22 protein-coding genes are annotated in these 21,598 nt (G+C 57.8%); 15 read left to right on the top strand and 7 right to left on the bottom strand.

What is annotated here, in order from left to right; genetic code table 11:
- Nucleotides 1-133: 133 nt before the first annotated feature.
- From GVJ63_RS19190 to GVJ63_RS19170, 5 genes are all read right to left on the bottom strand, one after another.
- Nucleotides 134-1,264, bottom strand: a complete 1,131-nt coding sequence (locus GVJ63_RS19190; RefSeq protein ID WP_159227245.1) for an ROK family transcriptional regulator — start codon at nucleotides 1,262-1,264, stop codon at nucleotides 134-136.
- 305 nt (nucleotides 1,265-1,569) lie between these two features.
- Nucleotides 1,570-2,310 (bottom strand): DNA replication protein DnaC, encoded by a 741-nt coding sequence (gene dnaC / locus GVJ63_RS19185; RefSeq protein ID WP_010258898.1) that lies wholly within the window; start codon nucleotides 2,308-2,310, stop codon nucleotides 1,570-1,572.
- On the bottom strand, nucleotides 2,310-2,846 hold the full coding sequence (gene dnaT, locus GVJ63_RS19180; RefSeq protein WP_159227244.1) for a primosomal protein DnaT: 537 nt from the start codon (nucleotides 2,844-2,846) through the stop codon (nucleotides 2,310-2,312). The genes dnaC and dnaT overlap by 1 nt, the downstream gene beginning before the upstream one ends.
- Nucleotides 2,847-2,957: 111 nt before the next feature.
- Nucleotides 2,958-3,638 (bottom strand): hypothetical protein, encoded by a 681-nt coding sequence (locus tag GVJ63_RS19175; protein ID WP_159227243.1) that lies wholly within the window; start codon nucleotides 3,636-3,638, stop codon nucleotides 2,958-2,960.
- Nucleotides 3,639-3,713: 75 nt separating this feature from the next.
- Nucleotides 3,714-4,400 (bottom strand): autotransporter, encoded by a 687-nt coding sequence (locus tag GVJ63_RS19170; RefSeq protein ID WP_052270967.1) that lies wholly within the window; start codon nucleotides 4,398-4,400, stop codon nucleotides 3,714-3,716.
- A 153-nt stretch (nucleotides 4,401-4,553) separates the two neighbouring features.
- Here GVJ63_RS19170 and GVJ63_RS19165 point away from each other — a divergent pair, with 153 nt between their 5' ends.
- From GVJ63_RS19165 to GVJ63_RS19125, 9 genes are all read left to right on the top strand, one after another.
- Nucleotides 4,554-5,120: a DNA-3-methyladenine glycosylase I gene (locus GVJ63_RS19165; RefSeq protein ID WP_031591012.1), complete on the top strand. Its 567-nt coding sequence runs from the start codon at nucleotides 4,554-4,556 to the stop codon at nucleotides 5,118-5,120.
- 110 nt (nucleotides 5,121-5,230) lie between these two features.
- Nucleotides 5,231-5,893 (top strand): OmpA family lipoprotein, encoded by a 663-nt coding sequence (locus GVJ63_RS19160; RefSeq protein WP_010258904.1) that lies wholly within the window; start codon nucleotides 5,231-5,233, stop codon nucleotides 5,891-5,893.
- A 135-nt stretch (nucleotides 5,894-6,028) separates the two neighbouring features.
- On the top strand, nucleotides 6,029-7,009 hold the full coding sequence (locus GVJ63_RS19155; RefSeq protein ID WP_159227242.1) for a LacI family DNA-binding transcriptional regulator: 981 nt from the start codon (nucleotides 6,029-6,031) through the stop codon (nucleotides 7,007-7,009).
- Between the two features lie 65 nt (nucleotides 7,010-7,074).
- Nucleotides 7,075-8,100, top strand: a complete 1,026-nt coding sequence (locus GVJ63_RS19150; protein ID WP_061703507.1) for a LacI family DNA-binding transcriptional regulator — start codon at nucleotides 7,075-7,077, stop codon at nucleotides 8,098-8,100.
- A gap of 139 nt (nucleotides 8,101-8,239) precedes the next feature.
- Complete coding sequence (locus GVJ63_RS19145; RefSeq protein WP_159227241.1) at nucleotides 8,240-8,989, top strand: sugar phosphate isomerase/epimerase; 750 nt, start codon at nucleotides 8,240-8,242, stop codon at nucleotides 8,987-8,989.
- A gap of 9 nt (nucleotides 8,990-8,998) precedes the next feature.
- Nucleotides 8,999-9,964 carry a sugar kinase gene (locus tag GVJ63_RS19140; protein ID WP_159227240.1) on the top strand — a complete coding sequence of 322 codons (966 nt, stop codon included), beginning with the start codon at nucleotides 8,999-9,001 and terminating at the stop codon, nucleotides 9,962-9,964.
- 32 nt (nucleotides 9,965-9,996) lie between these two features.
- Complete coding sequence (locus GVJ63_RS19135) at nucleotides 9,997-11,277, top strand: MFS transporter (protein WP_010258909.1); 1,281 nt, start codon at nucleotides 9,997-9,999, stop codon at nucleotides 11,275-11,277.
- A 74-nt stretch (nucleotides 11,278-11,351) separates the two neighbouring features.
- Entirely contained in the window at nucleotides 11,352-12,326 is a 975-nt protein-coding gene (gene ghrB, locus GVJ63_RS19130) for a glyoxylate/hydroxypyruvate reductase GhrB (RefSeq protein WP_159227239.1), read from the top strand.
- A gap of 81 nt (nucleotides 12,327-12,407) precedes the next feature.
- Nucleotides 12,408-13,658: a valine--pyruvate transaminase gene (locus tag GVJ63_RS19125; protein WP_010258911.1), complete on the top strand. Its 1,251-nt coding sequence runs from the start codon at nucleotides 12,408-12,410 to the stop codon at nucleotides 13,656-13,658.
- Here GVJ63_RS19125 and GVJ63_RS19120 read toward each other — a convergent pair.
- Complete coding sequence (locus tag GVJ63_RS19120; protein ID WP_010258912.1) at nucleotides 13,655-15,106, bottom strand: PLP-dependent aminotransferase family protein; 1,452 nt, start codon at nucleotides 15,104-15,106, stop codon at nucleotides 13,655-13,657. The two genes, GVJ63_RS19125 and GVJ63_RS19120, sit on opposite strands and share 4 nt — an antisense overlap.
- Before the next feature lie 167 nt (nucleotides 15,107-15,273).
- On the opposite strand from GVJ63_RS19120, the gene GVJ63_RS19115 reads away from it, so the two are divergent.
- Genes GVJ63_RS19115 through GVJ63_RS19090 form a run of 6 tightly spaced genes read left to right on the top strand, consistent with a single transcriptional unit; the run spans nucleotide 15,274 to nucleotide 20,996 of the window.
- Entirely contained in the window at nucleotides 15,274-16,740 is a 1,467-nt protein-coding gene (locus GVJ63_RS19115) for a hypothetical protein (RefSeq protein WP_010258913.1), read from the top strand.
- Nucleotides 16,741-16,757: 17 nt separating this feature from the next.
- Nucleotides 16,758-18,032, top strand: a complete 1,275-nt coding sequence (locus GVJ63_RS19110; protein WP_159227238.1) for an acetyl-CoA carboxylase biotin carboxylase subunit family protein — start codon at nucleotides 16,758-16,760, stop codon at nucleotides 18,030-18,032.
- Complete coding sequence (locus GVJ63_RS19105) at nucleotides 18,020-18,727, top strand: class II glutamine amidotransferase (protein ID WP_029519718.1); 708 nt, start codon at nucleotides 18,020-18,022, stop codon at nucleotides 18,725-18,727. Before GVJ63_RS19110 ends, GVJ63_RS19105 begins: the two co-directional genes overlap by 13 nt.
- 5 nt (nucleotides 18,728-18,732) lie before the next feature.
- Nucleotides 18,733-19,533 carry a hypothetical protein gene (locus GVJ63_RS19100; RefSeq protein WP_010258915.1) on the top strand — a complete coding sequence of 267 codons (801 nt, stop codon included), beginning with the start codon at nucleotides 18,733-18,735 and terminating at the stop codon, nucleotides 19,531-19,533.
- Between the two features lie 29 nt (nucleotides 19,534-19,562).
- A complete protein-coding gene (locus GVJ63_RS19095; protein ID WP_010258916.1) occupies nucleotides 19,563-20,063 on the top strand; it encodes a YbaK/EbsC family protein in 501 nt (166 codons plus the stop codon).
- A 21-nt stretch (nucleotides 20,064-20,084) separates the two neighbouring features.
- The gene (locus tag GVJ63_RS19090) at nucleotides 20,085-20,996 is read left to right on the top strand and encodes an EamA family transporter (RefSeq protein WP_159227237.1); all 912 of its coding nucleotides are present in this window, start codon (nucleotides 20,085-20,087) and stop codon (nucleotides 20,994-20,996) included.
- A 62-nt stretch (nucleotides 20,997-21,058) separates the two neighbouring features.
- Here the strand turns inward: GVJ63_RS19090 and ibpA are convergent, their stop codons facing one another.
- Nucleotides 21,059-21,475 (bottom strand): small heat shock chaperone IbpA, encoded by a 417-nt coding sequence (gene ibpA / locus GVJ63_RS19085; RefSeq protein WP_159227236.1) that lies wholly within the window; start codon nucleotides 21,473-21,475, stop codon nucleotides 21,059-21,061.
- Nucleotides 21,476-21,598: the final 123 nt, after the last annotated feature.

Genomic DNA, 21,598 nt, shown 5'->3' with positions numbered 1-21,598 from the left:
TTGGTATTTAAAGTATTAGCATATTTTCTAATTTGATCACTATAATTTTTCTATCAAAAGGTCTTTTTTGAAAAATATAAATTCATATTAGATGTTTACGTTACGCAATCTAATAACTATTGAGTGCATGTAATTATACCCGCTGCTCACTCTGCTCCAGCACCGCCAGCGCCAGCCCGTTGGCCGGATCGATCCGTTGCTCAGGAAAGTGCAGCAGGGTATGTGCGGCGGTAAAGGCCAGCGCGTTGCCGTGTGCGGTAGTACGTACCGCCTTGCAGAAGACTTCACTGGCGTTCCACGGACAATCAATGATGATGGTGGCGGGATTGAGCAGCAGCATAATCTGACTCAGCGCCGCACCCAGATAGCCACCCGCCTGCGCCATCACCTCATCCACCACCCGTGGCGCGCTGTCGCGGTTCTGCCAGCTCAGGCCAGGCTGACGCTGCGCCAGCTGCTGTTTAACCGCAGGCTGGCTGACCAGCGCTTCCAGGCAACCGCGGCGGCCACAGCTGCAACGCGGGCCGTCGGGCTGGACAACCAGATGTCCCGCCTCGCCCGCCGTCCAGCTGTGCCCGGTAAAGACTTCACCATGCTGTACCAGTGCGCCGCCAATTCCCTCGGAAATACGCAGATAAAAGTGACCGCTCTCCACTGATAATCCACGCAGCTGTACCGCCAGCAGCGCAGCGGCTTTGACATTATTCATAATGCGGATGGGGAGACTGACGTGCTTACTCAGCGCGCCCAGCAGGTCAACATCCTGCCATTCGAGGGGCAATGAAATATGCATCCAGCCGCGCCGGGGATCGACGATACCGGGAAAACCCAGGCCAATGCCGAGCAAATCAGGATAGCTTTTCATCAGTTCCCGGCACAGCATCGCCAGCTCAGCCAGCAGTCGGGTCGGGTTACTGGTATCGGTGCGCAGCGTCTTTTCAGCCAGCACCTGTGAAAAATAGTCGCAGACCCGCCAGTGGATAACGTTGCGTTCCACCATGATGCCTGCGCTCTTGAGCTTTTCCGGTCGCAGGGTAATCCCGATTTTAGGCCGTCCGGCGGACGCGACGCTGACCGGCCCCAGCTCCTCTATCAGACCCTGCTCCAGCAGGTCATCAATGATTAAGGAGACGGTATTTTTGCTGAGTGTCAGCGCCTCCGCCAGATCCTGACGCGACGTCACGCGCAGCTTACGCAGCTGAGTCATCACCCGTTTCTGGTTATTCAGTCGCAGTAGTGCAGGGCCTTTGCCGTTCGTTTTCATTACGGGTTCACTCAACAGAGGAGTAAGAATTGAGTGTATCAGCCCATACGTATTCCACATCCCACACTTTTGCGGGCGGTTTCACACAACCCGATCGCCTGTGGCTAAGATCGTGACCGCGATCAGATCGTGGGATTAATGCCGGGTTTTCTGCTGCACCAGTGGCCGGACGTCGGAATGATCCTGACTCAGCGCGTCCGGCTGCGCCGGGCATGGGCGGAAGGTCAAAGGCGGTGTAGCTTGTCGTTATGAAGAGGGGCTTCAGGCCTGATGAGCGCAGTGACCCGGCGCTGCCGGGTCACTGTTTAATATTCGTCGCCGCGTACCCGACTGCGATAGCTTTCCCAGTCGAAGCGCACCCACAGGCTGTTGCCGAGGCGCATACGGTCCATGACACGCTCGCCCAGCAGCGTATTCATGCCCGCATGGTCGAGGTTGGATAACATGCCGGTCGGGCGTTTCGAGGAGGATCGGCGATCGACAATCTGGTTAATAATCACTTTTTCGTAGCGCGATTCGCTCTGCATACCGATCTCATCAATCACCAGCAGATCAACACTGCTGAGATCCTGAATCAGCCGCTCTTCGGTAATGCCGCTGCTGCCGCTGAAGGTGCCCTTCATGCTCGACATCAAATCAGCAACCGTCACGATCAGCACGCTTTTACCGCGCAGGATCAGGTCGTTGCCAATCGCGGCGGCCAGATGGTTTTTACCGGTGCCGGGACGGCCTGAAAAAACAAAACTGGCGATGCTGCCATCAAATTCAGCGGCATACTGACGCGCCAGTTCCAGCGCCTTGCGCTGTCCCTCATTCTCTACCCGGTAATTATCAAATGAGCAGTTCATATGCAGCTCGCGAATGCCGGAACGGCCCATTACGCGCTGCATTTTCATTGCGCGATTCTCACGCACAATCGCCTCTGATCGCAGGCGACCCTGCTCCTGATTCCACGCCAGCAGCTCTTCGCCATTGGCAAATTTAGGACGTGTGCCTGCGGGCATCATTTTTTTCAGACGGTTAAAGAGATCGTTTGGCGTTTTCATCATTCACCTCGGAAACCATCGGGAATGGTACGGTCAGGATCGGGCAACTGCGTGATATCACGCTTCGGTTGCCCGCCGTTTGCGGCACGGTTCATCTGAATGCTGCGTGCCAGTTTCTGTTGCCACTGTACATGATGGAACATCCGGCCTTCCGCCTGCCAGTAAGCCACAAAGGCCGCCAGCTCGCTGGGGGTCACCGGTTCGCCCAGCGACACACCCCAGATCGCGGCCTGGCGCGTAAAGTCGGCATCCGGCTGCCAGCCCTGATACATGGCGAACTTACCTGCCGGCGTATGGATCGCGGCGGGGGAATCGTCATACAGGCTGTCATCCAGCGCCACATCATTCGGCTGCCGGGCGGCGGCTTCCAGCGACAGCAGCTCAGCCAGACGCTTAGGTGTGATGGCGTACATCACCGGCGCATAATTATCTAACACCGCCAGCGTGCCCTTTTCCGCCTGCTGCAGGGCAGTCAGCGGATCCTGTCGGAAGGCATCCAGGCCAATGAGCGTTGAAGTTAAGATTTTAGCTGACATGAAAAGACCTGAGGTTAACGAACACCTTGCGCCGGGAACCCGTCGCCGACGCAGAAGTGTTTATTGTACCTTTTTTAATGATGCGGATCGCTTAAAAAGCAAGAGTGCGGATCAGTGCGAGGTGACCGGAGAGGTGCTGTGTCGGGCCGGTGCAGATTCGGTGGCGCGCACGCTGACGGCGACAGCGGCCGGACGGGTCTGCCATAGATAGCGAACCGAGGCCAGCCAGCACAGGCCGTAACCCAGCAGTTCGGTACCCTCTTCGGCCATGTTTTTCACCACGCGGTTGTAATCCCCCAGCATCAGGTGCTGCCACAACGCATGAATACCAAACAGTCGTGAGAAGACCAGCACCACTAAAAAGCCGGAGGCCATCACCGGCCAGCTGCGGTGTTGCAGCAGCCTGGCCAGCGCATGCAGGGTTTTTTTCGGCGTTCGCAGCGCGACGGCCAGACAACCGGCCGTCATCGCCAGGGCGAACCAGATCCAGCTGCCATGCTGGATGGCATCAAACACAAAGTCGAGCTCACGGATCAGCATACAGCTATAGAAGCCCGCCACTAAGGTCAGCGCACCGCGCTGAGCCGGACGGCGCTGGGCCGCAATAAAGAACAGGGCGGCAATCACCGCCAGCATGATTTCCTGGGTGGTTTCAGTAAAAGAAGTTTCGTGCAGCGCATCATTCATCCAGGCCACATCAATATAGATGGGCAATATCATCAGAGCGAGAAAGAGTGCTGCCAGTATGAAGACCGTCATTTCACGGCCAATAATTGTCAAATCGTTGCGCATAGTGTTACCAGTATAATGATTAGCGGACTCATTATATTTTAAACGCCCGATTCCCTTTCTCTTTTCATGCCCCGGTCAGAAGCTGGCGCTGAAGCCAAAGGTATAAAGTTGCTGCTCCTGGTTATTCAGCGCTTCGCTTTGTGAAAACGCGGCGAAAGCCGCCAGATTATCGTTCAGAGGCACTTGTGCACCGATGCTCAGATCGATGCCTTCGGACTGATCGGTGCCGTTCGTCGCCTCACGCCGGGAATTCTGCGGCGTGTCTGCCAGCAGATAGTGATAACTCAGCTGCGCCCAGGGCGATATCCATCCCTGCTGTGAATCGATGCGCCAGCCGACGCTGGCGCTCTGCTCACGACTCTGTTGATCGCTGTAGTCACATTGCAGACAGTTCATCTGCTGCGGATCAACGGCATACTGCGCCACCGGCCCGGTGGTAAATGACGGGGCAATGGGCAGGTCAACCCCAGCCCGATAGCGTTTTCCCAGCGGGGTGGTGCCTACGCTGCCGGTTTCACTGTGGACGGCGATGGGTGACGCGGTGGGAGAGTTGATGGCGGCTTCAAACAGGGCGCGGCTCTCATCGCTGAAGGCGAGTGGCGTCAGGGCGATCTTCTCCGCCAGAATCGTATCGTAGTCGGGCAGAAAGTCGGGATGTTGAGGCGCAGAGATGCCGCCGCGCGCAAAAGTCGGTTGCGTTAAGATTAACAGCCATACAGCACAGCAGATCCGCAGACCTTTCCAACCGCTTCTCGGCAACATCGCTTCTCCAGGCAAGGCTGAAGTTATTATCCGGCGTTTAAATTAAATTTCGGCCCGTCTCTGTTATTTAACCGGTGATCGTTTAACTATCAACCGATTAATTCTAAGATCAAGCGGACCGCTAAAATATTCTCGTTATAAAGGAACAATGCGATGCAACGATGTGGTTGGGTAACGCAGGATCCCCTCTATCTGGCTTATCACGACAGGGAGTGGGGTGTGGCACAGAGAGACAAGCGTGCGCTGTTTGAGATGCTCTGTCTGGAAGGACAGCAGGCGGGGTTATCCTGGATTACCGTGCTGAAAAAGCGCGAAAACTATCGGGCGGCGTTTCACCAGTTTGATCCGCAGGCGATTGCACAGATGGATGCGGCAGAGATCGACACGCTGATGCTCAACAGCGGCATTATCCGCCACGCCGGAAAAATCGCGGCGATTATCGCCAACGCCCGTGCTTATCTTCAGATGGAAGCGCAAGGCGAGGATTTCAGCCACTTCGTCTGGCAATTTGTCGATAACGTGCAAATCGTCCACCATTATCCTGACTATAGTCAGGCTCCCACCACCTCAGAGCAGGCCATTGCGCTCTCGAAGGCGCTAAAGCAGCGTGGTTTCAAATTCATCGGCCCCACAATCTGCTACTCCTTTATGCAGGCCTGCGGGCTGATAAACGATCATCAGAGCAACTGTTTTTGCCATCCTGACAACCAAAAGGCGTAATTCCCGCTAAATCAGGATTTTTCCTCACTACATTCCCGGCCACCAGGCGGCATAATCGTGCCACTTATGGGAAAGGTTTTCCCCTGTGTGTCGAATGTAAGGGAACAAAAATGCAGAAGAAATTAATCGCCATCACCTTGTTATTAAGCGGCAGTCTGGCCCTGCCAGGTTGTACCACCAATCCTTACACCGGCGAATCTCAGGCGGGTAAGTCAGGTGTGGGCGCAGGCCTGGGTGCGTTAGTGGGTGCCGGTGTCGGTGTACTCTCCTCGTCGAAGAAAGATCGCCGTAAAGGTGCGCTGATTGGTGCTGCTGGCGGAGCCGCACTGGGCGGTGGCGTGGGTTACTACATGGATGTGCAGGAAGCGAAACTGCGCGACAAGATGCGCGGAACGGGCGTCAGCGTGACCCGTAATGGCGATAACATCGTCCTGAATATGCCAAACAATGTCACCTTCGACTCCAGCAGCAGCAATCTGAAACCTGCCGGCGCGAACACCCTGACAGGTGTTTCAATGGTGCTGAAAGAGTATCCGAAAACCGCGGTAAACGTAGTGGGTTATACCGACAGCACCGGCACCCGCGCGCTGAACATGCGTCTGTCACAGCAGCGTGCTGAAAGCGTCGCCAGCGCGTTGATCGTGCAGGGTGTTGCCAGCGATCGCCTGCGCACCCAAGGTGCAGGCCCGGATAACCCGGTTGCCAGCAACAGCACCGAAGCAGGCAAAGCACAAAACCGTCGTGTTGAGATCACTCTCAGCCCGCTGGGATAAACGCGGTCGCCCCCGCCCGGGGGCGCCTTTTTTCTGTAAAGCATCGCGTTAAAAGTATCAGTAATGTTTCTGCGAATAGAGCCAGCAGAGGCTTTATGGTAGTCTGATCAAAAATTGATCAATGGACGCCTTCCCATGTCTCTTAAAGCCATCGCTGCGGTTTTAGGTCTTTCCGTAACGACCGTCAGCCGCGCCCTCAACGGTTATCAGGATGTCGCTCGGGAGACGCGTAAACGCATCGAAGAGGAAGCGCAGCGGCGTGGCTACCGGCCTAATGCGGCGGCCCGGCGTCTGAAAACCGGCCGTGCTAACGCGGTGGGGTTCGTCTACCCGATCGGTGCCTCTCCCCTGAATGGCAGCGACTTCAGCGACATGCTGCTGGCGCTGGAGCATCACCTTGCCCGTTATGACATTAACCTGCTGTTGCTGGCGGATAAGCAGCAGAGTCAGTCGACGCTGACACGCCTGCTGCGCAGTGGCGCCGTTGATGCCCTGATCGTCGGCCACACCACGCCAGAAGACAGTCGGCTTCATGCTCTGCTCCAGACCAATTTTCGTTTTCTGGCGCTGGGCCGCAGCGATCTGCCATCGACCTATGCGTGGTTTGATGTTGATCACCTTGCCGGTTCACAGCTGGCGGTGGGCTGGTCGCTGGCGCAGGGACGGCAGCGGATAGCCTGGCTTGGCAGCAATGAAAACAGTACGCGGGTGCGTGACCGGCGTCAGGGTTATCTGACGGCGCTGGGGGAAGTTACGCCTTACGCGATGGCGGCGGTGGCACCGTCGCGTCGCGCCGGCTATCAGCAAACCCGGGAGTGGCTGGCAGAGGGGCCAGTACCGGAAGTGATCATCACCGACTGCGCTGCGCTGGCTGAAGGCGCGGCTCTGGCGCTGCAACTGGCCGGGAGTGCAGCGGGCGAGGGTGCCATTCTGCTGGCGGGCTGGGAAGGATTGCCGCGAGATGCGATTCTCGATCATCCCATTGTCGCCATTCGTCAGGCGACGCCGCATCAGGCCGGTGAACAGGTGGCTGAAATGGTCATCCGGCTGATTGATGGTGCACCGCCGGAAACGTTACAGACCCTGTGGCAACCCTGGCTGCAATTACCGGCGTAGCGCTTTTTGCGCCGGGCTTTGCTTGTGCTAGTCTCTGCCGGGTTTCTTATTACGCAGGATATCTCATGAAAATCAGGCCGCCTCGCGCCACCATCAGCGATGTTGCTCACGCGGCACGAACCGGTAAAACCAGCGTTTCACGCTATCTCAATGGTGAACTGCATCTGCTCTCTGCCGGTCTGAAAGCGCGGATCGAACAGGCTATTGCTGATCTCAGCTATCGCCCGAGTCAGATGGCGCGCGGCCTGAAGCGCGGACGTACCCGCCTGATCGGGCTGATTATCGCCGATATCACCAATCCCTATTCTGTTGATGTCATGAGCGGTATTGAAGCCGCCTGCCGCGAGCAGGGCTTCACGCTGCTGATGTGTAACACCAATAACGAAGTGGATCTGGAGCAGCACTATCTGCAATTGCTGAGCAGCTATCAGGTTGAGGGCATTGTGGTTAACGCCGTCGGGATGCGCGAAGAGGTGCTGAACCATCTGCAACAATCCCTGCTGCCGATGGTGCTGATTGACCGTAAAATCCCCGATTTTCCCTGCGATGTGGTGGGCCTGAATAACGCCGAGGCAGCTGAAACGGCAACGCGGCATCTGGTCGACAATGGCTATGATGCGCTGCTGTTTCTTAGCGAGCCGCTGGGCAGCGTCAACACGCGCCGTGAGCGCCTGCAGGCCTTCCGCCAGCTACTGGCAGAGCATCCGCAGGTTGAGCATGAGAATACGGAAGTGGCGCTGCATCAGCCCGCCGCGCTGGATCAGGCGCTGCTGGCCTTTCATCAGCGTCACACCGGCAAACGTTGCGCAGTGATGGTCGCCAACGGGGCGCTGACCCTGCAGGTAGCGCGATCGCTACAAAGACTCAATCTGCACTGGGGCCGCGATATCGGCCTGCTCGGTTTTGACGAACTGGAGTGGGCGGCGCTGGCCGGTGTCGGTATCACCACGCTGAAACAGCCCACCTGGCAGATTGGCTACAGTGCGCTGGAACGACTGATTGCGCGCATCGAAGGCAGCGGATTGCCGGTTGCCGAGCAGGTCTTCTCTGGCGAACTTATCGTTCGCGGCTCCAGCCAGCCTCTTAACTGAATTTCAGATTTAACCTTCCGTTTACGTGCTCGCTTCGTGAGCACGATCATAATTTCACAGTTTGCTGCTTTGCTTTGGAACCGGTTCCATTTAGGGTTTTTGTATTCGTTATGGGCAGAACCCTGCCATGGAGTAGAACATGAAACCTGACATCATCGTGGTGACCGCCGCATATGGCCACGCACAGATCGCCGCTCTCGGCGGTCAGCGTGCGCTGCTGCCGATTATCCTGCAGGCGGGCGCAGACGGGGTCGAAATCCGCCGCGAACTGCTTGATGACGCGGCACTGGCCGATCTGCCGGCACTGGCCCGGGCGGTGGCGCAGCATCAGCTGCACAGCAGCTATTCGGTGCCCGATACGCTGTTTTGTGACGGCGGCGAAATCAATCCCCGTATAACCCACTACGTTGAAGAAGCACGCCAGTTAAACGCTCAGCGGCTGAAAGTGGCGCTGGGAGAGTTCACCGGTGCGCTGCCTCGCGAAGCGTTGCAGGCGCTGCTGGCGGATCTGCCGTTTCAGCTGACGGTAGAAAACGACCAGACTGAGCATGGCCGACTGGCTCCGTCAGTCGCCTTTTTCACGGCGGTCAGGGAAGCGGATCTGCCGATCAGCATGACCTTTGATATGGGTAACTGGTGCTGGACCGGTGAGGATGCCGATCAGGCGGCGCAACAGCTGGCTGCGCAGGTGGGCTATGTGCATGTCAAAGCCGCCGTGGCGCACCAGGATAGCTACCGCGCGATTGCGCTGGATGAGGCTGATGACCACTGGCGCACACTGCTGCAACAGTTGCCCGCACAGGCACCGCGCGGTATTGAATTTCCGCTGGAAGGCGACGATCTGACTGCGGTGACACGCCACTACGTGTCGCTGCTGCGTAACGTGTAAGGAGTGAAGATGACCACGCATCACACTATGCATCACAACGGTCCGCTTGATGTTGTCACTATCGGTGAAGCGATGGCGATGTTCATCGCCCGTGAAACCGGCGACCTGGCCGCAGCAGAGACCTTTGTTAAACGCGCGGCGGGCGCTGAACTCAATGTGGCGACCGGCCTGGCTCGTCTTGGCCTGAAAGTGGGCTGGGTCAGTCGTATTGGCGATGACGCTTTTGGCCGGTTTATCTGCCAGCAGCTGGAAAAAGAGGGTATCGACCACACCCGGGTGACGGTCGATAAGCGCTATCCCACCGGTTTTCAGCTCAAGTCCAAAGTCGACGACGGCTCTGATCCGCTGGTGGAATATTTTCGTAAAGGCTCGGCGGCCAGCCATCTGTCGGTCGACGATTTTGACGCGGACTATTTTGGTTCGGCGCGACATCTGCACCTGAGCGGTGTGGCGGCGGCGCTGTCAGAGAGTTCGCTGGAGTTGCTGAAGCACACCGCCAAAGAGATGCGTGCGCGCGGTAAAACTATCTCGTTTGACCCTAACCTGCGGCCGGTACTGTGGCGCAGCGAAGAGGAGATGCGTAAGCAGCTCAATCTGCTGGCGGAGTATGCCGACTGGGTACTGCCGGGCGAAAAAGAGGGGCTGATTCTGACCGGCTATCGTCAGCCAGAAGCGATCGCGGATTTCTATCTCGATAAGGGCGTGAAAGCGGTCGTGATTAAAACCGGTTGTGACGGTGCCTGGTATAAAACGGCGCAGGGCGAGCAGGGCCAGGTTGAGGCGATCAAAGTCGACAACGTGGTGGATACCGTAGGCGCCGGAGACGGCTTTGCCGTTGGCGTCATCAGCGCCCTGCTGGAAGGTCAGTCGTTGCCGCAGGCGATTCGTCGCGGCAACAAAATTGGTTCGATGGCGATTCAGGTCATTGGTGACAGCGAAGGTCTGCCGACGCGTCAGCAACTGGGCGACGTGTAGTTCGCGCCCCTCTACAGTCACAGGAGTTCCCGATGAAAAAGCAGACAATCGCGCCAAAACGCTGGTGGTTCATCATGCCCATCGTGTTTATCACCTACAGCCTGGCGTATCTCGATCGTGCAAATTTTAGCTTCGCTTCTGCTGCCGGGATTAATGACGATCTCGGCATCACCAAAGGTATGTCCTCGCTGCTGGGTGCGCTGTTCTTCCTGGGTTACTTCTTTTTCCAGATCCCGGGTGCAATTTACGCCGAACGCCGCAGCGTCAAGAAACTGATCTTCTGGTGCCTGATCCTGTGGGGCGGCTGTGCCTCACTGACCGGCGTGGTCAGCAACATTCCGATGCTGGCGGCCATTCGCTTTATTCTGGGCGTGGTGGAAGCCGCGGTGATGCCCGCGATGCTGATCTACATCAGCAACTGGTTTACCAAGTCGGAACGTTCACGCGCCAATACCTTCCTGATCCTGGGTAATCCGGTCACGGTGTTGTGGATGTCGGTCGTGTCAGGCTATCTGATCGAATCGTTTGGCTGGCGTGAGATGTTTATCTTCGAAGGGATTCCGGCGGTGGTCTGGGCGATCGCCTGGTGGTTCCTGGTGCAGGATAAGCCGGCGCAGGCGCGCTGGATGAGCGATGCCGAGAAAGCGGCATTGCAGGCTGAACTGCAGAAAGAGCAGGAAAATATTAAAGCAGTGCGCAACTACAGCGAAGCGTTCCGCAACCGCAACGTGATCATTCTCTGCCTGCAATATTTTGCCTGGAGCATCGGCGTCTATGGCTTTGTGCTGTGGCTGCCGTCGATTCTGCGTAACGGCACGCAGATGGGTATGGTAGAGGCGGGCTGGCTCTCTGCGGTGCCTTATCTGGCGGCGACCATTGCGATGGTGGTGGTCTCCTGGGCGTCGGATAAAACCCAGAACCGTAAGCTGTTCGTCTGGCCGCTGCTGCTGGTGGGCGCGCTGGCGTTCCTGGGCTCTTATCTGGTGGGATCGAACAATTTCTGGATGTCCTACACCCTGTTAGTGATTGCCGGTGCCGCGATGTATGCGCCTTACGGGCCGTTCTTCGCCATTATTCCTGAGATGCTGCCACGCAATGTCGCCGGTGGCGCAATGGCGCTGATCAACAGTATGGGTGCGCTGGGGTCGTTTATCGGTTCATGGATTGTCGGCTATCTTAATGGAGCCACCGGCAGCCCGTCCGCGTCCTACATCTTTATGGGATCGGCCCTGCTGGTTTCGGTGTGGCTGACGCTGATTGTGAAACCGGCGCAGAACAAAGCGCCGCCGCTGCAGGGTGCAAAACCCGCCTGAAAGCGTAAACGTTAGCCTCTATTTCTCCGGGCGGCCTGCAAGCCGCCCGCTACTTATTGACCGGGAGCCACCGAATGAAACCCGCTGTAATTCTCTATAAAAAACTGCCCGACGATCTCTATGCTCGCCTGGCTGAACAGTGTGACGTGACGGAAATCAGCGATCTCTCGCCGGAAAGCCAGCAGGAACATGCTACGGCGTTTCAGCAGGCAGAAGGTCTGCTGGGATCGGGCGGTAAAGTGAATGGTGAGCTGCTGGCGAAGATGCCCAATCTGCGCGTCTGCTCCAGCGTCTCTGTAGGCTATGACAATTTTGATGTGGATGCGCTGAATCAGCGTCACGTGGTGCTGATGCACACGCCGACCGTGCTGACCGAAACCGTGGCGGACACCATGATGGCGCTGGTACTGAGCACCGCGCGTCGGGTACCGGAACTGGATGCCTGGGTCAAAGCGGGCAACTGGCAGAAGAGCATCGGTCCGGCACAGTTCGGCATCGACGTGCATCATAAAACGCTGGGTATTCTCGGCATGGGACGTATCGGGATGGCGCTGGCGCAGCGCGCCCACTTTGGCTTCGGTATGAAAATCCTCTATAACGCCCGCCGCGAGCATGAAGAGGCGCAGTCGCGCTTTGGCGCACAGCGCTGTGAACGGGAGGCGCTGCTGAAGCAGAGTGATTTCGTCTGCATCAGTTTGCCGCTGACTGAAGAGACGCACCATCTGATCGGTGCCGCCGAGCTTGAACTGATGAAGCCGGATGCGGTGCTGATCAACGCCGGTCGCGGGCCGGTGGTGGATGAGAATGCGCTGATCGCCGCTTTGCAGGCGGGCAAACTGCATGCCGCCGGGCTGGATGTGTTTGAGCAGGAGCCGGTCTCTGCCGACTCTCCGCTGCTGTCGCTGCCCAATGTGGTGACGCTGCCGCATATCGGTTCTGCCACCCATGAAACCCGCTACGGCATGATGCAGGATGCGGTAGAAAATCTCCTCGCTGCACTCGGCGGAAGCGTCGAGAAAAACTGCGTGAACCCGCAGGCGCTGAAGTAATCCCCTCGCCTTTCCATTGCGCCCGCCCATGGCGGGCGTTATGGTGGACCCCCGATTCGCTATCACAAATATTTAACCGCTATGTCTTTTTCTCAGTTCGGCGACAAATTTACCCAACATTCCGGCATCTCACGTCTGATGGAAGATATGGGCGCGGGCCTGCGAACGCCCGGCACCATCATGCTGGGCGGCGGTAATCCGGCGCAGATCCCGGCCATGAACGACTACTTTCAGCAACTGCTGCAGCAGATGCATGAGGAAGGCAAACTCAGCGAGGCACTGTGCAATTACGACGGCCCGCGCGGTAAAGCGACGCTGCTGGCGTCGCTGGCCGGGCTGCTGAGTGATCAGCTTGGCTGGCCCATCACCGCACAGAACATTGCGCTGACTAACGGCAGCCAGAGCGCCTTCTTCTATCTGTTTAACCTGTATGCGGGGCGCCGGGCCGATGGCAGCAAAAAGCGGGTGCTGTTCCCGCTGGCGCCTGAGTATCTGGGCTATGCGGATGCCGGCCTGGAAGAGGGGCTGTTTGTGTCGGCGAAGCCGAACATTGAGCTGCTGCCTGAAGGTCAGTTTAAATATCATGTCGATTTTGAGCATCTGCCGATGAATGAAGAGGTCGGGCTGATCTGCGTATCGCGCCCGACCAACCCCACCGGCAACGTGATCACCGATGATGAGCTGATGCAGCTCGATGCGCTGGCACAGCAGCATGACGTGCCGCTGCTGATCGACAATGCCTATGGCGTGCCGTTCCCCGGCATCATCTTCAGCGAGGTGCGCCCGCTGTGGAACCCCAACATCATTCTCTGCATGAGTCTGTCGAAGCTCGGCCTGCCGGGTGCGCGTTGCGGCATCATTATCGCTGACGAGAAGACCATCACCGCGCTGAGCAATATGAACGGCATCATCAGTCTGGCACCCGGCAGTATCGGTCCGGCCATTGCCAATGAGATGATCCGTCGCGGCGATCTGTTGCGGCTCTCCGAAGAGGTGATTAAGCCGTTCTATCAGCAGAAGGTGCAGCAGACCATTGCGATCCTGCGGCGCTATCTGCCGGAAGACCGCTGCCTGATCCACAAGCCGGAAGGGGCGATTTTCCTCTGGCTCTGGTTCCGCGATCTGCCGATCACCACCGAATTGCTTTATCAGCGGCTGAAAGCGCGCGGCGTGCTGATGGTGCCGGGCCACTTCTTCTTCCCGGGACTGGAACAGGCGTGGCCGCACACCCATCAATGTATGCGGATGAATTACGTGCCGGATGCAGAGAATATTGAGCGGGCGGTGCAGATTCTGGCGGAAGAGGTTGAGAACGCCTGGCGCGACAGCTAATCCTGCGTATCGGTTAACGACAGCTGGCACCACTGTGCCAGCTGCTGAATCGCCTGTTCCACCTCTGCATTCCAGCCAAAACCGGCATTCAGCCGGAAACAGTGATCGTAGCGCTGGTCGGTGGCAAAAATGTGGCCCGGCGCAATGCCGATGCCCGCGTTGCGCGCTTTCAGAAACAGCTCGCGCACGTTCAGCGCCTGTCGGGGCATCTCAACCCACAGCACATAGCCTCCTTCCGGATCGGACACCCGGGTCCCCGCCGGAAATTCCCGCAGCACTGACTGACGCATTTCACGGATTTGTCGTGCCAGCTCACGCCGCAGCTTACGCAGGTGAGCATCATAGCCGCCGCTGCGCAGCAGCTCCGCCACCGCCGCCTGCGACAGCACCGAGGTGCCCATGGTTGAGGTATATTTCAGTGAGGCGATTTTGCGCATGTAGTTGACGCTGTGAACCCAGCCGATACGAATGCCTGGCGCCACGGTTTTAGAGAAGCCGCTGCAGAGAATGGCGTTGGGGCTGAAGGCGCGCATCGGGAAAGGGCGGCGTTCACCAAAGGCAGTATCGCCAAAAATATCATCCTCAATAATCACCACGTCGTTTTCATCCGCCTGCCGCGCAATATAGGCCTTATGCTCGTTGGGAATGCTTTTTCCCAGCGGATTGTTGACGTTGCACAGGGTGAGGAAGACCCGCACCGCCTTGCGCTGAAACAGCCCGGTGAGCTTCGCGACATCGACATACCCTTCCGGCCCGGCTTCCACTTCAATCACCCGTAAATTGAGGTTATGCAGCATCTGCAGCAGCACGAAATAGCAGGGTGATTCCACGGCGACCACATCGCCCGGCTGGGTCGTGGCGCGCAGCGACAGCGAGATCGCCTCAATGCAGCCGTTGGTGATCAGAATATCGTCAGCGCTGATATTGCAGCCGTAACCCACTGCCCGGCGGGCAATCTCTGTTTTCAGCGGCGCATAGCCGGTGCCCTTCACCGTATTCCCGAGCAGGGCCGGTTTGCTGTAGCCCATCTGACGCATCAGCAGGCCGATGCGCTTGACCGGATAGAGCGCACTGTCACCGTTGGCCAGATCGAGACGCACCCGGCAGTCTGAGCCAAGCATCGCCAGATGGAGTTCTGTCTGCTCATCAAGCGGCGCGATGGCGCGCGGCTGTTCACTGACGGCGGGCAGCTGACGGGAAGAGGGCCGCTGCGGGGCAACAAAAAAGCCCGATTTGGGGCGGGCAACGGCGTAACGCTCATCTTCCAGCGTGCGCAGTGTCTTCAGGGCGGTGGTAAGGCTGACATTGTACTGCGTCGCCAGCGTGCGCACCGACGGCAGACGGCTGTCAGGTGCCAGCGAACCGGCATGAATGGCCTGCTTGATCTGTTCTGCGATCTGGCGGTAACGACTGCTCTGACTCTCCTGTTCACCGATAATATCGGCCATCTGTTCCACCCCATATCGCGCTGATCTGTGCATATTCAACAGAGTACATTCAAAGTACTTTAGGCTGCATCTCTTAATTATTCATAACGCTAAACGGCCCGGCGACCCCGTCAGCCCCGGGCTTCAGACCATAAAGTGATTCTGTTCACCTGAGGAAAACGTGAGAAATGAATAATCTGCCCGCCATGATGAAGGAGATGGAAGCGTATCTGTCACCCGCCATCATTGAGTCTGCTCAGCGCTGCTCTCTTCGCCTGCTGGCAGCGTTGCCGGATCAGCAGCAGCTGGAGAATAACCGTGTGCTGCTCGCCTATGGCGGGGGAAAAGACAGCAGCTACATGGTGGCTTACGTGCGTTACATTCAGGGACTGATCTGGCAGCAGCAGGGCAGCACCTTTCATCTGCGGATCAGCACCAATCGCCATGCGGCGATGAATCAGAGCGTAATGGAGAATATCCACCGCGTTTATCAGTCGCTGGCGATGCATGATGATGAGCGGGTGGAGTGTCTGGTGGTGGATGGCCTGCTGATCCGGCCGTTTGACCGCGACCTGCCGATGCCGGACAGCGTGCGGCAGCAGAACCGCAATGACGTGCTGATGAATGGCCACCGGTTTCGCGCCGACGCGCGCTCGACCTTCTGCAACGCCTGTAATCTCAGCATGGTGAACTCCTTTGGCCTGGCGGCAGACTACAACGGTGGCGTGGATCTGATTGTTACCGGCGACTCGCCACAGGAGCAGGCCGCCTATGTCGCCTGGGCGCGGCACCTCTCACGGCTGTTTGATGCGCCGGTGGTGGACAAAAGCAGGGGCTTCAGTGGGTTTCTGCAGACGCTGGATGGCGTGGCAGAGCGCTACTTCAGCGATGTTTATGGCGCCGAGCAGCTGACGCCTGCGCACCGCATCACCCACCAGCTGGCGCGCAATCCACTGTTCTTCAACATCTATCAGGACACCGCCTATGAAGCGGGCGCGCACTGGGCACTGCTCAGCGAATTTATGCGCTTCCGTTTTGATGCGCTGATGTTCAGTTTTTCCGAATCCGACTGCGGTAATCCGACGCTGATGGCGCACCTGCGCGGATTGCGGGCAGAAACGCTGCTGCAGCGCCACTATGCCGAAGGGATCCGCGAATATGTGCGCTTTGCGCTGGGACTGATGGTGAAGAAAGATTTTCCGCCCGCGCTAATCGATGAGATGGCGGCGCGCTATCAGGATGACGCCGCGATCCAGCGGCAGCGGCAGCGCGCGGCGGACTTCGCCATACAGGCGTTTGACCTCAGCGAAGATCAGCTGATCTGCATGATCTACTCCCCGTTCCTGGCGCAGGGAGAGCAGCTCGGACACTGGCTGATGCAGCAGCAGATTACGCTGGATGAGGCGGCCATCCGCGATCTGCTTGAGCAACGCAGTGAAGATCGCGCGCTGGCACAGCAGTTAACCCGGCTCTCCGGCATGACGCTGACGCAGATGCGGCACTGCTGGCAGAGCAAGCCGGTCAGTTCGCTGCTGGAGGGCAAAAGCGCCGATCCGCTATCGCGCGTGCTGCGTTTTGATCCCCACAAAGCGGTGATTCAGGTCAATAACGGTGTGCTCAATGACATCGTGACAGAAATCATTTCCGGGCGATAACCCGGTAAGGCGAGGCGATGAAAAAGATTTTTCTGCAAATTGGCGCCACCCGCGACGGGCAAAATCCTTACTGCGCGGTGGCGAAGCGCGACGGCTATTTTACCGTGCTGGCTGAAATGGGTGATTTCGTCGATTACCAGTCGTTAAGCCTGGCTCTGCCATTTGATCTGATCATTCGCCTCGATCGACCCGAGAATCCCTGGGAGGTGATGCAGGCCTATCTGCACGCCGGTTTACTGGCGCATCCGCTGGTGGTGCTGGCGGGCTTTGAAGCCTACAACGCCAGCGCCGGACGACTGCGCGAGATGCTGGCTGGGCCGGATGCGCCCGCCGCCTTTATTCCGCTGGATAAATATGCGCAGCGCATGGCGCTAAAAAAAGCCTGGCCGCGCTTCCCGCAGCCGGAGTTCCGCTTTTTCGCCTCGCCGCTCAGCATTCTGGATGCCGGACAGGCGCTGATCTATCCCTGCGTCGTGAAGCCGGTGGATGGCGGCGGCGGCCTGGGTATCTGGCTGATTGAGCATGCCGATCAGCTGCATAGCGTAGTGAAACAGCTGGTGCAGACCATGAACTACGGCGGACGCGGCTTCAGCGGCTTTATTGTGGAAAGCGCGCTGATCGGCGATGAGTTTTCATTACAGGGCGTAGTGCATCAGGGACATCCCCAGGCGCTGACCTGCTGCCAGAAGGTGATTGAGCAGCACCGGGATGCTGAGGGCTGCGTCAGCTTTTATGAGTCGGGGCATGTGGCGATGGCGGCAGCGGCCCTGCCGGTCTCGTTCAGCAGCCTGATGACCTTCTGTTGCGAAACCTTTGGCTATCGTCAGGGTGCATTTCATATCGATTTTATTGTGGTCAACGGCGTGCCGCATTTCCTGGAGATGGGGTTCCGGCTCTCCGGCATGGGCGTGGCGACGCTGGTGCAGGAGGCGACCGGCATCAACTGGGCGGAAGTCACCTTCCGGTTAGAAGCGGGCGGCGCGTTACCTGTCTTTGCCTTCACCACACCCGGTGCGATCGGCCAGCTGCGGTTGCGGCAACCGGCGCAGCTGCAGGCTGCCGAACGCTGGATCGATCAGCATCAGCAGGGCGCGTTGTTACCGCCACTCAGATTGCCTGCGTTACAGGTTTCGTCACGCTCATCGCTCTATGCCGACCTGACGCGTCACGCGGGCATTCTGGCCACTTTCAGCCTGACGGCCACAGCGCGTGAGCCGATTATGACCACTTTTCAGCAGGTGATTGCCGCGCAGCCGGTGGCGGCCAGGAGAGATAAAGTATGTGCAGGATGATTCTGGCGCATGGTCGGTTCGACAGCGCAGAAATTCTGGAGGCGGCGCGCGCCATGAGCTGCGGTGAAAGCGCCGAACACGATGGCCCGATTAAAGAACACCCCAACGGCTGGGGCTGTCTGTGGCTCGAAGAGGGTGAGATTCGTACCCTGCACGGCACCGGCGCGTTCGCAGAAGCGCTGCCCGGTATCGATGTGGATCGGCTGCGCAGCCGGTTTTTGGCGGTGCATGTGCGGCACGCCACGCTGAGTAAAAATCAGGGACTGGCGTTTTCTCATCCGCTGTGGCGCAACAGCGCCGGACATCAGTGGTACATGATGCATAACGGCTTTCTGCCGACGATTTACCGTCAGCTCGGTCTGGCCGAATCGCGCTTCGATTCAGAAGAGTATCTGCGTTATCTGGTGGATCAGACCACGCCTGCCGATTTCACCCGCGACTATCTGCGCGCAAAGATGGCGCAGGTAGAGCCGGGCGGCAGCGCAGGGAATGCCATTTTCGTCACCCGTGACAAAGCCTGGGCGTGGCAGTGGTATCCGCACGACACGCCCTGGCCCGACTATTTTACGATGCATTTTCAGCAACAGGATGGTTGCACGCTGATCGCCTCTGAACCCGTGGCAATACCAGGCAGCGCTGGCAACTGGCGGCGAATGAACAATCATGAACTCTATGAAATACCGTTTAGGGAGTGATAAACATGGCAATTTTCAATCAGTTCCGCGTGATTAACCCCAACATGTTTGTGGAATCGACCTGGCTGGATGACATCGTCACCGCACGGGTGCCGCTGCTGGTGCTGCGTAATTTCCTGACGCCAGAGGTGCGGGAAGCGGTGGTGACTGACCTGCAGAGCTGCCGGGAAAAGATCCGTGTCTCCCACTATCCCAATGGCGCGCTGACCACGCTCGGCCCCTATCTGGCGCGTCATACTGCGGCTCCCGATAACTATTTTACCGAGCTGCGCGATATCCAGCCGGCGTTGCCGCCCTCACTGAATACGCTGCGCGAACAGATTTACCGCTGGGTTCAGCATGCGCTGCGGCTGGAAAGTTTACGCATCGCCCACGAACCGGGTAGTGGAGACTATGCCGGTTCTATCGTGCGCTTTCATGCCAATGGCGTCGCGAACCCGCTGCATAACGACAATATCGTGCGCGACGCCGCAGAGACTTCGCTGGTGGTGACGCAAATCCTGCATCAGCTCAGCTGCGTGGTCTGCCTGCAGGAGTGCAACGCGGGTGGGGCACTGCGCATCTACAACAAAAAGTGGTCGCCAGAGGATGAGCAGTTCAAAACCGCCGGGGAGCTGGGTTATCGCAGTGGGGTGATTGAAAACAGCGAGATCTGCGAATTTTCACCACGCAGTGGCGATATCTATCTGTTTAATCCTGCGTTTTATCATGAGATCGATCGGGTCGAAGGCGATACCCGTATCACCATGGGTTTCTTTTTCGGGCTGACCGATAAAAAAATGAAACACGCTATCGCCTGGAGCTAAGCCGGGCTGTGCCAGAACAGGAGAAGGGAATGACGACGTTTGAAAAAATTACTGCGCTGCTGGATCAGCAGCAGGCCAGCTACCGCGTGGTGGAACATGAGGCGATAGGGCAGACCGAACAGATCAGCCAGATACGCGGTAACCTGCTGGGCCAGGCGGCCAAAGCGATGGTGCTGGAGGTCAGCATGCCGGACGGTGCGCCATCGCGTCAGCTGCTGGCGATAGTGCCGGGCGACTGCCGGATCAATTTCAAAAGTGCGGCGCGCGCCATCGGCGGCAAAAAATCCTCTTTCGCCGCTCCGGAGCTGGCGCAGGCGTTGACGGGCTGTGTGATGGGCGCGGTACCGCCGTTTAGTTTTGATGACCGGCTGGCGCTGCGGGTGGATACCCGGCTGCAACAGGTCGGAACGTTATGGTTTAACGCGGGCGAGCTGGATAAGTCGATCGCGCTGGCTGTAGATGATTATTTTCGCATCGTGGGTGAAGGCTGCTGCGCCGATATCGCGACCCCGATTGCGGTCACCGCCTGACGGCAGGACAAGGAGTTTCTGATGTCGGTAAAAGATATGCTGTTAGCGCTGTGCGTGGTGGTGGCGTGGGGCGTCAATTTTGTGGTGATCAAGCTGGGGCTGCAGGGTATGCCGCCTTTTTTGCTCGCCGGGCTGCGTTTTACCCTGGTCGCCTTTCCCGCCATTTTCTTTGTGCGTCGCCCGCCGATTCCGCTGCGCTGGCTGGTGGTTTATGGCATGACCATCAGTTTTGGTCAGTTCGCCTTTCTGTTCCTGGCGATCAAGCTCGGCATGCCTGCCGGTCTGGCCTCGCTGGTGCTGCAGGCGCAGGCATTCTTTACCCTGTTGCTGGGCGCGCTGTTGCTGGCGGAGAGGCTGCGCTGGAATCATATTGTCGGGATTATCATCGCTACGCTGGGGATGTTTTTGCTGGCGACGGCAGGCATGGAAGGGCAGACCAGCGCCGGTATCACGCTGACCACCATGATGCTGACGCTGTCGGCGGCGCTCTCCTGGGGACTGGGTAATATCACCAATAAGATTATTATGCGGAACCGCAGCGTGCCGATCATGTCACTGGTGGTCTGGAGTGCGCTGGTGCCGATCGTTCCTTTCTTTGCCTGTTCGCTGCTGTTTGATGGTCAGGCCGCCATCGTTTATAGCCTGCTGCATATCGGCCTGCAGACCGTGCTGGCGCTGTTCTATCTGGCATTTGTCGCCACCATTGTGGGTTACGCCATCTGGGGGAATCTGCTGAGTCGCTACGAAACCTGGCGCGTCGCGCCGCTGTCGCTGCTGGTGCCGGTGGTGGGGATTATTACCGCCGCGCTGGTGCTGGATGAGCATCTCTCCGGGCAGCAGATGCTGGGTGCGGTGGTGATTATACTGGGGCTGCTGATCAATGTGTTTGGTGGCGTGCTGGGTCAGCGTTTAGCGATGCGAACGCAGCCGTAAGGACAAGTCTGCCTTCAGATATAAGGGCAAAAAAAACGCCGCTAACGCGGCGTTTGTCATGGTTACTTCAGAATCTCAATACGGCGTGGTTTCGCCTCTTCCGGCACCAGTCGTTCAAGATCGATGCTCAGCAGACCATTTTCGAGACGGGCATCGCGCACCACAATGTGGTCGGCGAGCTGGAATTTACGCTCGAAGTTACGCTCGGCGATACCCTGATACAGGTATTTACGCTCGGTCTGCTCTTCAGGATGGGCACCCCGCACGATCAGCACGTTATCGTGCGCCGTGATATCCAGTTCACTCTGAGCAAAACCGGCCACCGCAATAGTAATGCAATAGTGATTTTCATCGACCAGTTCAACGTTATAGGGAGGATAGCCGCCATTGCTCTGATTCTGATTAGATTCGAGCAGGTTAAACAGGCGATCAAAACCGATAGCAGAGCGATAAAGTGGGGTGAGATCAAAATTACGCATATTAAGACTCCTGAATTTCAGCAAGTTTTGGCAACCTTCCACTACTGGACAGGCTGGATATGGCACCCCACTGTCCCTTGCGGCAACGGTGAGTGCGTCCGTAAACTAAAAATGGGTGCCACA

The organism is Pantoea sp. 18059, assembly GCF_902706165.1.
GTDB lineage: Bacteria > Pseudomonadota > Gammaproteobacteria > Enterobacterales > Enterobacteriaceae > Pantoea > Pantoea agglomerans.
Note: the sequence above shows the minus strand (reverse complement) of the source record. Positions and strands in the feature narration are given on the sequence as shown.